General features: G+C 50.6%; 8 protein-coding genes. 3 read left to right on the forward strand and 5 right to left on the reverse strand.

Going from position 1 to position 13,428, the window contains the following annotated elements; all coding sequences use genetic code 11:
- Nucleotides 1–164: 164 nt before the first annotated feature.
- From ACFOE0_RS06720 to ACFOE0_RS06735, 4 genes are all read right to left on the reverse strand, one after another.
- Entirely contained in the window at nucleotides 165–2,273 is a 2,109-nt protein-coding gene (locus ACFOE0_RS06720) for an MtrB/PioB family decaheme-associated outer membrane protein (protein ID WP_248934907.1), read from the reverse strand.
- Between the two features lie 13 nt (nucleotides 2,274–2,286).
- The gene (locus tag ACFOE0_RS06725; protein ID WP_283106393.1) at nucleotides 2,287–3,228 is read right to left on the reverse strand and encodes a DmsE family decaheme c-type cytochrome; all 942 of its coding nucleotides are present in this window, start codon (nucleotides 3,226–3,228) and stop codon (nucleotides 2,287–2,289) included.
- Nucleotides 3,229–3,332: 104 nt separating this feature from the next.
- Nucleotides 3,333–5,318 carry an OmcA/MtrC family decaheme c-type cytochrome gene (locus ACFOE0_RS06730; protein ID WP_248934905.1) on the reverse strand — a complete coding sequence of 662 codons (1,986 nt, stop codon included), beginning with the start codon at nucleotides 5,316–5,318 and terminating at the stop codon, nucleotides 3,333–3,335.
- A 274-nt stretch (nucleotides 5,319–5,592) separates the two neighbouring features.
- A complete protein-coding gene (locus ACFOE0_RS06735; protein WP_248934904.1) occupies nucleotides 5,593–7,854 on the reverse strand; it encodes an OmcA/MtrC family decaheme c-type cytochrome in 2,262 nt (753 codons plus the stop codon).
- Between the two features lie 418 nt (nucleotides 7,855–8,272).
- Here ACFOE0_RS06735 and ACFOE0_RS06740 point away from each other — a divergent pair, with 418 nt between their 5' ends.
- From ACFOE0_RS06740 to glnS, 3 genes are all read left to right on the forward strand, one after another.
- The gene (locus tag ACFOE0_RS06740; protein ID WP_115135619.1) at nucleotides 8,273–8,512 is read left to right on the forward strand and encodes a FeoA family protein; all 240 of its coding nucleotides are present in this window, start codon (nucleotides 8,273–8,275) and stop codon (nucleotides 8,510–8,512) included.
- Entirely contained in the window at nucleotides 8,505–10,802 is a 2,298-nt protein-coding gene (feoB, locus tag ACFOE0_RS06745) for a Fe(2+) transporter permease subunit FeoB (protein ID WP_248934903.1), read from the forward strand. Before ACFOE0_RS06740 ends, feoB begins: the two co-directional genes overlap by 8 nt.
- 165 nt (nucleotides 10,803–10,967) lie before the next feature.
- Nucleotides 10,968–12,638, forward strand: a complete 1,671-nt coding sequence (gene glnS / locus ACFOE0_RS06750; protein ID WP_248934902.1) for a glutamine--tRNA ligase — start codon at nucleotides 10,968–10,970, stop codon at nucleotides 12,636–12,638.
- Nucleotides 12,639–12,728: 90 nt separating this feature from the next.
- Here glnS and ACFOE0_RS06755 read toward each other — a convergent pair whose 3' ends face one another.
- On the reverse strand, nucleotides 12,729–13,325 hold the full coding sequence (locus ACFOE0_RS06755) for a Yip1 family protein (RefSeq protein ID WP_115135616.1): 597 nt from the start codon (nucleotides 13,323–13,325) through the stop codon (nucleotides 12,729–12,731).
- Nucleotides 13,326–13,428 lie beyond the last annotated feature (103 nt).

The raw sequence follows: 13,428 nt of genomic DNA on the forward strand, positions 1-13,428 counted from the left end.
CTGGCGTGAGTCGGGGGACAACTACACCAAAGCTCTATTTTGAGCTCTGTAAGTCATTGAAAGTGGCAAGTGACTCCTTTTTGGTTAGGAGTTAGGTATTAGGCGGTGGGAAGGCATTTGGGCAATGAAAAAGGCCCCGCAGGGCCTTTAATGTCAGGTTTTGACTAGAGTTTATATTGCAGACTCACCATCACCAAATGCGCATTGTAGTCATGGTTCAGGTTGCCAAAGCTCAGCACATTCCAGATGTCGTCTGGAGCCAGGCTGTTGGCAGGGTCATTGTCTTTGTACTTCTCCATGCGGTAATCCATACGCAGCGTCGCCTGCTCACTGATAAGGTACTCACCGTACAGGTTCAGGCTGTGGGATCTGGAGTAGTAGTCACCATAGTTACCCGTGATGCCCTGAGTCACCTGAGTATTGCTCTTGGAGTCGCCATAGTTGTAGTCGACACCCAGAGTCAGCTTGTCTGCCATCAGGTTGTCGTAACGGGCTCCGGCACCGATATAGCTGAACTCATCTTCGATGTCACTGGTCCAGGTTGGGCCGCTGAAGTTGCTGGAACCATTTTGCTGTGACTCTATGGTTTGAGCGCCATAGAAAGCGGTCAGCAACAGATCTTTGCCAGCTTGCCAGCTGAGACTCAGGTCGTAGCTGAAATCTTCAGACTCAGTCAGACCAATCTCAGTTTCATCGTAGTCATCCAATGCATAACGTGTGCTCAAATCCAGGGTGACAGTGTCGATTGGCGTATGAGTTACGGTGAACTCAAAGGCGGTACGTTGACGGTCGGCCAGATTGTAACGGCGCAGCAGTTCGTTATTTTCAGTGGAGGTCAGTTCAGAAGCCTGGAAGCGGGAACCATCTCGCATACCATAGTCAGCTTTTAAACGGAAATCCCAGTTTTCCAGGCTGGTGTAGTTCAGGCGAGCCCAGAGGTTGTTCTCATCTGTGACTTCACGATCCTGATAACTGCGGTCATCACGACGATACTCATAACCACCGTCCAGCTTCACACCTGAAGTAATACGGTAGTCAGCCTGGAGTTTGGCACGATGACGGCTGTGATCATAAGGCACGTTGTAGGCCACAGTACCGTTGACGTTGTTGATGCTGATCTGGGTCCACTCTTCGACCTGGGTCTGGTTATCTCTGTCGTAGTAGTCATAGCTACCCTGGAGGCGCAGACTGCGGGTCAGGCGATAAGTGACCCGGGTATCGATACCGGTCAGGTCAACCTGGGCATCGACAGCTTCTGCCGGCAGTTGATAGCCATAGCCAGAAGTGACCAGGGGCTCATCCTGACTCATCTGACCCAGATAGGCACGGCCCTGCAGCGACATGGTACCGTCGTTATATACACCCGCCAGAGAAACTGTATGGGCTTCATTGTCAGGGTCCAGCGCCATATAGCCTCTGGTTTGAGCACCAAAGGTTGGGTTAAAGGCGTTATCAAAGGCCAATACGCTGTATTCATTTTTAAATACAGATCCTGAGTAGGACAGGGCGGTAAACCAGTGGTCGCCACGCAGCTTGATACCGGCTTCGAGAATATCTGTGGTGTAGTCCACAGGCTCTGCTAGCATCATAGACTGATTGAAGAAGCTGCCGGAGGCCGTCTTCAAGCCTGTTTTGTTTTCACGCTGGTAATCCACATAGGTACTCCACAGGGAGTCACCCTCGAGGTTAAAGCCAATACCTGCGCGCTCACGCTTCAGTGACAGCTCTACGGGGTTAAGGCTGGTGGCCAGCATAGTCATGCCGTCTGTAGTACCGGCCGTCACCCAGTTGGACGGCAGCGTCAGATCATTACCACCAACACCCTGATAAGGGGTCAGTGCATCATCTGTCGTGTAAGTCTTAATGGTGCGGTAGTTCAGGTTGATATCGTACTGACCTGCTTTACCGGCACTCAGCTCGGCGCGGCTGGAGTCCATGCCCAGGTTCAGGGCGTTAAACTCGGCCTGGTAGCCGGACTCAGACTTGTAACCAACATCTGCATTGAGTTTGTAGGCAAAGGTATCATCAGTACCCAGAGTATTGGCTGCGTGTACGTCATCCGCATCGGCATAACCAACGCCAACGGCGATAGTGCCTTCAGTACCAGTGTTGGTTTCGCAACGGTCACACTTCCAGGCCGCAAATTTTACTTTGGCTGTATTGGCGTGGGCCAGACCATAGCTGACGACCTGTTTGGTTTCAGTTTCAGCCGCCATCGCGCTGCTGCTTGCCGCCAGCAGGGCGAGGGTAATCAGATTGAGATTAGCTTTCATCCTTGTCTCTCCCTTAGCGCTGCAGCAGTTTGCCGGATGGGTGGTTGGAACCGTGAACCTGGCTGTGGCAGTTCAAACAGCTGCGTCCGCCGGTAAAGGCATTGTTACCTACCTCGCCACCGAAAGGCGTGTTGCCCAGATAAGCGGCAGAAGCGTGGCCATCACTGGCGTGGCACTGCTGACACAACTGAGGTGCACGGGTCTTGAGCATGCCGTCATTCACGCTGCCATGAGGGTTATGGCAGCTGACGCAGTTTTCGGTTACCGGTGCATGCTCCCACAGCTTTGGGCCGCGCTTTTCAGCGTGGCACTCGTAGCAGGACTCATTGATAGAAGGCTTGTTCAGATCGGCTTCAGCCAATGTACCGTGTGGGTTGTGACAGTCGCTGCAGGTCATTTCAGCCCACTTCATTGGGTGAGCAGAGCGCTTGTTCAGATCGGCCTTTTGCTTGGTATGACAGTTGGTACAAACTGCCACTTCAGTCTGCTTTTCCAGCACAGGGTCTTTAGCTGCGTGAATGTTATGACAGTCGGCACAGGCAACATCTGCGTTGTCATGATGTCCGCCATTCCAGTTCATGCGTTCATCATCCTGGTGGCAGGACATACAGACACTGTTCTGCTTTTCCGGTGACAGGCTTGATTCCGGGCCAAAGGTGATCATCGGCTCTTTACCGCCACGGTTGTGGCTACCCATAGGGCCGTGACAGGCTTCGCACTGAAGACCAGCCATTGGTCCCTTGCTGTGGGTCATATCGCCGTGAGGACCTTTGAAGATATCCATGACACCTTCGCCCTTGCGGTGACACATCAAACAGGAGTCTGCACCTTTGGGAGAGTACTTACCTTCGACGAATTTTTTGTCGAGAGCAGCCTCGACTTCCTGAGGGGACATTTTATCGTCCCATTTGGCGGCTGTAGCAGGCATGGCGGTGGCGAAAGCCATTACACCCATTGCCAGCAAGCCTTTTAGAGTTTTATTGATTTTCATAGTGATTCCCTGCGAATGCGTTAAGTGACAGACAGGGGCAGCAAGGCTGCCCCTCAGGTCGTCAGACCTTACATCTGCACCGCACCGTGGTTGGCAACGGTAGGCTTGTGGCAGAACAGACAGGTTTCGGTTCCTGCTACTGCAGCGTCATTGGCTTCTGCGAATGTACCGTCAACAATTGCACCGAAGTTTTTCAGGTCGTTCAGACTATGGCCCATATAGTCGCTGCTGTGACAGGAGGTACAGGTGGCCGTGATTGGAGTGGTGTAACCACCTTCAGTTGCCAGAGCACCTTTCACTTTGTAGGAATCCAGGTTGAAGTCGTTATGACACTGAGCACAATCACCACCGATCAGGCCGTAGAAGTCGCTGTGAGTCTTGTGAAGTTTCATTTCCAGCGCACCGCGATTACCGCCAGAGGCATAGGTGCCGTGTGGTGTATGGCAGGATACGCAGCCATCAACACCAACCACTTCTTTGCCGTCTACGATGCGGGCCAACTGGTCACTCAGTACGAAGCCTGGGTGACGGGAGCCTTTGTGGATATCAAAGCTATCACCGTGACAGTCGATACAGGCTGCATAGTCCACAGAATCAATATGACGCGTTGAAGGTTCTTCACCGGTCTTGGTAGCGAATACCAGGTCAGCTTTCATACCGGTAAAGGCAATGTTCTCACCGCAATCCACAGCTTGCTTGCCATCGTTACAAACGCCCAGACCAATGAAGGTAAAGGCTGTGTCTGTATCTGCGCCAGAGGCTGTGACCGGCAGCGCTGTGGTGTTGGCAACCAGACGGTTGTCGACAACTTCTACGCCATCCTGCAACTGACCTGCTTTAACCAGGTTAATCACCACTTTTTTGTAGTCTGTGTCCGGAGCAGGGTTATAACCCATGATTGGGAAGTTTGGTCCAACGTTGGTAATGGTTTCCAATTGCTGGATCTGGCCAATCATCTTCTGCACATCGACCGGGTTACCGTTGGCATCGACAATACCAACGCTGATGGTACCTATGCTATCTGCTGAAACGCTCAGGCTTGAATCCAGGCCGTAGCTGTTAATGAAGTCACGCTTATCAGTTGACTTGGCCAGATGGATCTCTTCGGTCCAGCTGGCGTTGTGACAGGCGATACAGTTGGAGTTATCACTTTGGGCTGGGTGGCCATTACCTGTCTTGAAGTCGATGTCAGTGTGACAGCTGGAGCAGGTTTCCATGGTTGGTACACGTGACCAATTGCCCCATTCTGCCAGTTCATGGTTGTCATCTGCAGGCTTGATGTGGCAAGCCTGACAGTTGTCCTGCACGATAGCGTGGGCGGCAACGGCATCTTTGCTGCCATCTTTGCCCCATGATTTGGCGCTGTTATGAACATTGTGGATCAGGTGATTGAAACCAGCTTCTACTCTGCGACCTGCTGCCAACTCATCATTGTGACAGGTGATACAGGTATCGAGATCGGTATAGCCGTGGTAAATCTTCTTGGTATCTGTGTGACAGGAGTTACAGGTTTCTGCTGCGACTACATTTTTTGTGTACTTGGCGTCGCTGCCATCGCTGGCCATGTCTTCAGTATATTCAGTGCGCGGAACTGCAGTGATGCCGTCCTGCAGCGTTGATGCAGCAGCGATAACATTGTATCTCTGGGTCAGCTCAGGATTGAAACCTTCAGTTTCAACGGTAAATGTATAGCTGCCATCTTTGTTATCGGTGAAAGTCTTTTGAGAGCCGATGATCTGCCAGGACGCTGGGTTACCCGCACCACTGGCTCCCACTGGGATCAGTTGAGCGACTTTTTTAATTTCAAAGTCTTTAAGGCCAACAACGGGCATATCTTCTTCGTTGGTGGCAAAAACAGTAATGACGGAGCTATTACCCTGGTGAGCAACCTGAGTAACGTCCAAATTGAGTTGAGCGATGGATTCTGCAGCCGGACCTCCGGGATTGCCGGGGTTACCCGGATTGCCATCATCTCCACCACAGCCAGATAGGGCGACTGACAGAGCGCCTGAAGCGACCAGCATAGCCAATTTAGTGTATTTAGTGTTCATCATATGTTTCCCTGCATAGTGATGCATCTTCCGGTCGGCGGCTGCATTTATTGCGCAACTCTTTTATATTTTCTATTAACGACTTAGAAGGATGCCGGAAAAAATTCCCCACATGAAAAGTACCTTTTTACGCTGGATAAATCTCCACCACAGGCTTGAGAGTGTGAGCTGGATCCGGCTATTTCTTTAGGGGTATATTCATATTTAGGATTAGCGGGGGATAAATAGAAAAAAGGAGGCAAATGCCTCCTTTTTTGTATCAAAACGTCACTGCAACTTAGTTGCCGTGCAGTTGATTGATTTGGGCAGGAGTATGGCAGGTAGAGCAGGACTCCTTCTGACGGTTCAGTACATCTTCTTTACTGGTTCCATCAATGATACCGCCGAAGCTTTCGATGTGCGCTTTACCCGCATCAGACAGGTACTTCTGGTGGCAGCTCAGACAAGATCCTGCGTCAGAGGATACCCAGACATCAGCACCGTTGTTGTTGGTATCACCATAGCGCCATACGCGGCTTTCGGCGCGGCCCAACTCAATACCGTCATCGGCATGGCAGGTAGCACAGTCAGTTTTGACCACGGTTCCTGAACCCAAACCTGAATATTTCAGATAGTGGCCTGATGCCAGGTGCGCTTTGTACGCAAAGCTGGTTGGCTTCTTACCACCTGGATACTTGTCGTCAGACTTCAAACCTTTGTCTTCGGTATGACAGGCCTGGCAGTTGACGCCATTGTCATAGTGGTAAATTTCCTGATTGTGACAACCCTGACATTTGGTAGTGTCAATGATGGCACGTCTGGCTGTAGCAGGCTCACTGGTGTCTTTGGCATTCCAGGTAAAGCGCAGAGGTGCATCCTGAATATAGGCATAGTCAGTGATTACCGGTTGCATGAACTCTTCCATGTTGTATTCACAGGCCTTTGGCTCAACCAGCGGGCGACCATAACCACCAGATGCGAAGCAGGTCGCTACACCAGCGAATAACTCTACGCTCTTACCTTCCAGTTCGGCTGGCAACAGCAGGCTTGCGTTGGCAGAGCTTACGCTAAAGGTTTTGGTAGTCTCGTTATAGTTCGTGATGCTGGTATCCAGCAGTCTCAAACCTCGGTCGCTGTACTTGCTGCCATCTTCATAAGCTGGGTAGTTAGCATCGATATCCCATGAGAAGTAGATGCTGGAATGAGTGTAACGACTTGGGTTGGCGATAAACTCTTTGGCAACAGGTTGGCCTTCGCCATCCAGAATCTGTACATCAAAGGTCAGCACATCTTTGGTGCCATTGTTGGTGACGTTGATATTAGAGAATGAAGCAGAATATCCGATGCTTGCCTTATAACGTTTGGTTGCATCGCCATGGGCTTCTTCCGCACTGCGGGCATAGCCTTCGGCCACGTGGCAAGAGATACAGTTTCTGTCGTCAGGATCATGGTATGCCTTCGGCATTGTGGTGTGACAGGCGATACAGGCTTCATTGCTCTTGTCTGCTTTAAACAAATCAGCATTGGCTGGTGCACCTTCACCTTCAACGTGACAGGCTGCGCAGTCTGCAGCAGGTTTTTGTGGGTACATAACCTTGCTGTAATCATGAACCGAGCCTTTATAGCCAATTACCTTGTAAGGCGCAGGAATTTTGCCGTCAGCATCAGGTAATGGGTCAGTAGAATCCGGTGCGTAGGTCTTACGGTTTTCGCCCTTGTGGATAGCATGGATCATATAGGTCCAGTCAACGCTGTTGCCACTTTCCGGATCACCTGAAGTTGGGGTGTGACAAGAGGCACAGTTTTCCAGATCGATGCGGCGGCCACCATGGAATGCCAGGGTTTCAGGTTGGTGGCAGGTGTAACAGCTTTCGATAGATACTACATCGCGGGTCTGAATGCCTTCGGTCAAACCGCTTGAAGGTTGCCAGTCATAGTGAGCGTTGGCAACGGTTTGTGGCAATTCAAGTTCCAGTGTGGCCCTGTGTGTGTTATCGGCCCCGAAATCAATGGCCACGGGCTCAGTCACTTTGGAAATGTCTATCTGATAAGTGTAGTGGTAGCTACCATCCCCATTATCCACAAGACAGTCATCACAATCGCCGGCCTTTTCTACGCCGGCCTGGGTTTGTGTGCTTGGGTTCAGGTGAGAAGTGTCGTCAGGTAAGGTACCCGGCTCTTTGGAAGCATTGATATACGCCTGCCATTGCAAGCCGTTATCAAACTCAGTAGTCACACCATCTTTGTCAGTGTATGAGGTTTTGGTTTCAGCCAACTGAGCGATGCCAAAACGCAGATCATGTTCTTTGGTCAATCCCAACACCGCAACGCCATTGGCGTTGGCCAGTTCGAAATCAACGGTCACTTTACCGTTTTCCACGGTCGCGCTGGTGAAGTTTGCCTTTAACGTACTGGTACTGTTGATATTAACGCCTACAACACCATCTTTACCGTCTTCACCGTCTTTGCCATCACTGCCACAGCCCACCATCGCCATGGACAAGATACCGGCACCCAACAGCGCTGAGTAGCTGCTCTTCAGGTTAAACCGTTTCATCATATTATTTCCCTGCAATTGTTATATTCATCACCTTTTTCATGGGTTTACATTTAAAGCCACGAAAGGTGTATGGAAATAGTTTTCCGATTGCAAGGCTAACAAATGGGCAGTATTTCGCAGGTGTTTTAGGGTGGATATGTGAGCTGGATCTGACTATTTCTTTATGGGTATGCGTGGTGCTGATTTCGTTGATTGCTAAGTCTTTTTTTGAGCACGAGATTCAGCCCCCAAAGCGATGCTTTTGCCGTGTTAACAAATGCTCATTCGCCTGCTTGCAGGGGGAACTGGTAATCACAATTGAAAACCATTATCGTTTTCGCTTGAAAGCTTGATCAAGATAAAACTTTTCTCTGATTGGCTGGGGTAGAATCCCCTCAGTTTTTCTGGCAACCCGTATTGCCAAAGGTGGAAATCGTACATGAAGTTAAGTGAACTCAATCCCGGTGATATCGCCGTGATTGCTGAAATTGGGCATATTGAGCTGCCTCAAACAGTCAAGCGCAAACTCCTGTCTATGGGGATTACCCCCCAGACCAAACTTACCCTTATCCGTCGTGCGCCAATGGGCTCGGGACTGGAACTGGATATTCGTGGCAGCAAGCTTTGTATGCGTCGCGATTTGGCCGACATTATTGAGGTAGTAAAAACCAATGACTAAGCAGTTCCATTGTGTGACGGTCGGTAACCCTAACGCCGGTAAATCCACGCTTTTTAATGCTTTGACAGGTGCCAACCAGCAGGTGGGTAACTGGTCTGGTGTAACCGTTGAGAAAAAAACTGGTCAGTTCAGCCTTAACGGCGCTGAAGTGTTCCTGACTGACTTGCCGGGGATTTACGATATTTTGCCTGCTGGCAACCAGTGTGATTGCTCTTTGGATGAGCAAATTGCGCAGCAGTATCTGTCTGAGCAGCAGATTGATGGCATTATCAACCTGGTAGATGCGACCAACCTGGAGCGTCACCTGTACCTGTCTGTACAGCTGCGTGAGCTGGGCATTCCTATGGTGGTGGTGATCAATAAGATGGATGCTGCACTGGAGCGCGGTATCGAGATTGATTTTGCCAAAATGAGTCAGGCACTGGGTTGTCCTGTTATTGGTGTCTCTGCTCGTGAAGGCACTGATATTGATCAGGTTCAGGCCAAGTTTGTTGAGCTGCTGGAAGGCAAAATCGACGAATCACCTTTGATGCTGGATTATGATGCAGCCATCGAAAGTGCTGTGTCTGCGGTGCGCGAACGTCAGCCGGAGCTGGGTCGTGGACGTGCACTGGCCTTGTTCGGTCACGGTCTGGGATGTGGCGCTTGCGCCAATGGGCAACTGAGTCATGAAGTAACGGATTGCGCCGACAAACTCAAGGCCGAGGGTAAGGATATCGAAGTGATGATCGCTGGTCGTCGCTACGAGTTCGTTGAACAGATTTTCAATACTTCTGTGGTGACCAAGCCCCACGAAACCTTTAGCGCCAAGTTGGACAAGGTGGTGTTGCACCCGATTATGGGCGTACCTATTTTCCTGTTGGTGATGTATTTGATGTTCCTGTTCGCGATTAACGTGGGCAGCTCTTTCATCGACTTCTTTGATATTACTGCGGGCGCTGTGTTTGTGGACCACTTCGGTGCTCTGCTTGCCAACATCGGCGCTCCTGAGTGGCTTATCACTATTCTGGCCGGCGGTGTCGGTGGCGGTATTCAAACCGTAGCGACCTTTATCCCGGTGATTGCGGCGCTGTTTCTGGCGCTGTCTGTATTGGAAAGCTCAGGCTATATGTCCCGCGCAGCATTCGTCATCGATGGTTTGATGCGTCGTATTGGTCTGCCGGGCAAAGCTTTCGTACCTATGATTGTAGGCTTTGGCTGTTCTGTGCCTGCCATTATGGCGACCCGTACCCTGGGTAACGAACGTGAGCGTATCGTAACGGGTATGATGGCGCCGTTTATGTCTTGTGGTGCCCGTCTGCCAGTGTATGCCCTGTTTGCAGCGGCCTTCTTCCCGGAGAGCGGTCAGAATCTGGTATTCCTGCTGTATATCATCGGCATTCTGGCGGCTATCGGAACTGGTTTGCTGCTTCGCCATACTTTGCTGCCAGGTAGCTCAAGTGCGGTGGTAATGGAGCTGCCAGACTATGAAATGCCAAAGCTGAAGCCAACCTTGAAACGTGCCTCTAAGCGCACCAAGGGCTTTATTATGGGCGCAGGTAAAACCATTGTGGTGGTGGTGACTCTGCTGAACTTTGTTAACTCAATCGGTACTGATGGTAGCTTCGGTCATCAGGACAGCCGGGATTCTGTGCTGAGTGTGGTGAGCCAGAAGGTAACTCCTGTATTTGCTCCTATGGGTCTTGAGCAGGACAACTGGCAGGCAACTGTGGGTATCGTGACCGGTATCTTCGCCAAAGAAGCCGTGGTTGGTACCCTGAATAGCCTGTACTCACCAGCAACTGGCGGTGATGAAGGCGATCTGAAACCGCTGAGCGAGAGCTTTACCGAAGCGCTGCATACTATTCCTGATAACCTGTTTGGAATTAATTTGCGAGATCCTATGTCTCTTGATGTGGGAGATGTTTCAGACCAGCAAGTTGCGGCAGAAGAGCAGGGTGTTGATACCTCTACTTTCAGTGCGCTGCAGGTTGGTTTTGGCACTACGCTGGCAGCCTTCTGTTACCTGCTGTTTGTACTGCTTTATACGCCATGTGTGGCAGCAATGGGTGCGCTGGTTAACGAATTTGGCATGCGCTGGGCTCGCTTTGCAGCCCTGTGGACCTTCGGTCTGGCTTATGGCGTTGCTACCTTCGTTTATCAAGCGGCCAGTTTTGCGGCCCACCCTGTAAGCAGTGCAGCCTGGATGGTTGGTTTGGTTGCAGCATTGGTTGCCTTCTTCTTCTGGCTGAAGCGCAAAGGACGTCGCACCCAGCAGATTATTCCGGGTGTGAAAGTGATTACCGGATAATCATGTCGGGTTGTTAATGTGCAAAAGCAGCCTGCGGGCTGCTTTTTTGTTATGCTTTTCGGCCATAGTTTGGCGGCATTTTTTCTAACAGCCATTGTGTAAAAGCAGGATCTGTAGGATCATGCGCCATTGATTATTTTGCCACTGTTCACCAAGAGGAATTCCATGAGTCACGTGGACAACGAAGTTCGTCCAAGCAACTTCATCCGTAACATCATCGATGAAGATCTGAAAAGCGGTAAACACTCCAGTGTACACACCCGTTTTCCGCCTGAGCCGAACGGCTTTCTTCATATCGGTCACGCTAAATCTATCTGTTTAAACTTTGGTATCGCCCGTGATTACCAGGGTGAGTGTAACCTGCGTTTTGATGATACCAATCCTGAGAAAGAGAACATCGACTATGTGAACTCTATTCAGGCAGACGTCCAGTGGCTGGGATTCCAATGGAGCGGTGACGTTCGTTACTCGTCCAACTATTTTGACCAGCTGCACGGCTATGCGGTTGAGCTGATTGAAAAAGGTCTGGCTTATGTGTGTTTCCTCAATGGTGAAGAAACCCGCGAATACCGTGGCACCCTGAAAGAGCCTGGTAAGAACAGCCCATATCGTGACACCCCTGTTGAAGAGAACCTGGCGCTGTTTGAAAAAATGCGCAAAGGCGAATTCAAAGAGGGTGAGTGTACCCTGCGTGCCAAGATCGACATGGCGTCACCATTCATGTGTATGCGTGACCCGGTTATCTATCGCGTGAAGTTTGCCCATCACCATCAGACTGGTGACAAGTGGTGCATTTATCCAATGTACGACTTTACTCACTGTATCTCTGATGCGCTGGAAAACATCACTCACTCCCTGTGTACGCTGGAGTTCCAGGACAACCGTCGTTTGTACGACTGGGTGTTGGATAACCTGAACGATTTCCAGGCTCCGGACCGTACCCGCCAGTACGAGTTCAGCCGACTGAACCTGGAATACACCCTGATGTCCAAGCGTAAGCTGAACGATCTGGTGGTACGTGAACTGGTTTCCGGTTGGGACGACCCTCGCATGCCGACTATCGCTGGTCTGCGTCGTCGTGGCTACACTCCGGCATCTATCCGTGAGTTCTGCAAGCGCATCGGCGTGACCAAGCAGGACAACCTGGTTGAAGTGGGCATGCTGGAAGCCTGTATCCGCGAAGAGCTGAATGAACATGCACCTCGTGCCATGGCTGTTATCAAGCCAATCAAGGTAGTGATTGAAAACTTCCCTGAAGGCGAGCTGGAATATGTATCCGCCCCGGTTCACCCTAACCACCCGGAGATGGGTAACCGTGAACTGGCATTTGGTCGTGAAGTTTACATCGACGCTGCAGACTTCCGTGAAGAAGCCAATAAGCACTACAAGCGCCTGGTGATGGGCAAAGAAGTGCGCCTGCGTAACGCCTATGTGATCAAAGCTGAGCGTTGCGACAAGGATGCAGAAGGTAATGTAACGACTGTTTACTGTACCTATGATCCAGAAACTCTGGGCCAGAACCCAAGCGACGGTCGCAAGGTGAAAGGCGTTATTCACTGGGTAGAAGCCACTACTGCTGTACCGGCCGAGTTCCGTCTGTATGACCGTCTGTTCAGCGATGCCAACCCAGGCGCAGCAGAAACGGTTGACGAAGTACTGAACCCTGAGTCACTGGTAATTGAGCATGGTTTTGCCGAAGCTGGCCTGGTTGACGCCAAAGTCTGCGAAGCTTATCAGTTCGAGCGTGAAGGTTACTTCTGCGCTGACAGCAAGGATTCCACGCCGGAAAACCTGGTGTTCAACCTGACAGTTGCACTGCGTGACTCTTTCGCGTAATCGTGTCATTTGACTAACTGCTGAAATTGAAAAGGCCACCCATGGGTGGCCTTTTTGTTGTTTGCGTATGTACTCAGGTATTTGTCATGTCTATTGGATAGCAGGGCCGAGGCCGTAGGACCAGAGAATGACACTGGTCGCCATCAGCGCAACCAGCAATACCAGGCCACAGGTCACCACAGAGCTGGCGTAGATAAAGCCCTTCTCTTCAGGGATCTTCATCAGGATGGGTACGCCGGTATACAGCAGATAAACTGAGTAACTTAAGCCTGCCAAACCAACCAGCATAATAAACCAAAGTATTGGATACAGAGCCGCAAAGCCCACCATAAACAGAGGTGTTGCTGTGTACACTGCCAGTTCAAGTGCCTGGGTATAACTTGGGTCGGCGTCAAAGGTTTTGGCCATCCAGAATACCAGATAAGCCAGTGCGAATACGCCTGCGATTAGTCCGAAGTACATACCTACGGACATGAACAGAGCGCTTTGCTCAGTTAGAAACAGTGGCTCACCTGCACCCGGGTTCCAGCCAATACGGGTATTGGCAATATAGCTGCAGATTGCCGGTATTAGAGAAATAAGGAGGATGTGGCTCAGACTGCTGCCGGTTTTTTCGTGATTGCGTTCAATTGCTTGCCATTCCTGCTTGGGATGAATATACAACCCCATCAAGTGATTCAATATCATTATAATTATCCTCGTTTAGCTGAAACCTTGTGCTCGCCAAACATCAGACGAACTGATACTGCACACCTCTAGTTATTAACTAAATTTTAACTTGGGTCAAGAG

It is taken from the genome of Shewanella submarina (genome assembly GCF_042646185.1).
Taxonomy (GTDB): Bacteria; Pseudomonadota; Gammaproteobacteria; order Enterobacterales; family Shewanellaceae; genus Shewanella; species Shewanella corallii.

Coding starts and splice junctions, on each gene's coding strand:
- ACFOE0_RS06720 (WP_248934907.1), bottom strand. CDS start 2,273: ATGAAAGCTAATCTCAATCTGATTACCCTCGCCCTGCTGGCGGCAAGC.
- ACFOE0_RS06725 (WP_283106393.1), bottom strand. CDS start 3,228: ATGGGTGTAATGGCTTTCGCCACCGCCATGCCTGCTACAGCCGCCAAA.
- ACFOE0_RS06730 (WP_248934905.1), bottom strand. CDS start 5,318: ATGATGAACACTAAATACACTAAATTGGCTATGCTGGTCGCTTCAGGC.
- ACFOE0_RS06735 (WP_248934904.1), bottom strand. CDS start 7,854: ATGATGAAACGGTTTAACCTGAAGAGCAGCTACTCAGCGCTGTTGGGT.
- ACFOE0_RS06740 (WP_115135619.1), top strand. CDS start 8,273: ATGAAGTTAAGTGAACTCAATCCCGGTGATATCGCCGTGATTGCTGAA.
- feoB (WP_248934903.1), top strand. CDS start 8,505: ATGACTAAGCAGTTCCATTGTGTGACGGTCGGTAACCCTAACGCCGGT.
- glnS (WP_248934902.1), top strand. CDS start 10,968: ATGAGTCACGTGGACAACGAAGTTCGTCCAAGCAACTTCATCCGTAAC.
- ACFOE0_RS06755 (WP_115135616.1), bottom strand. CDS start 13,325: ATGATATTGAATCACTTGATGGGGTTGTATATTCATCCCAAGCAGGAA.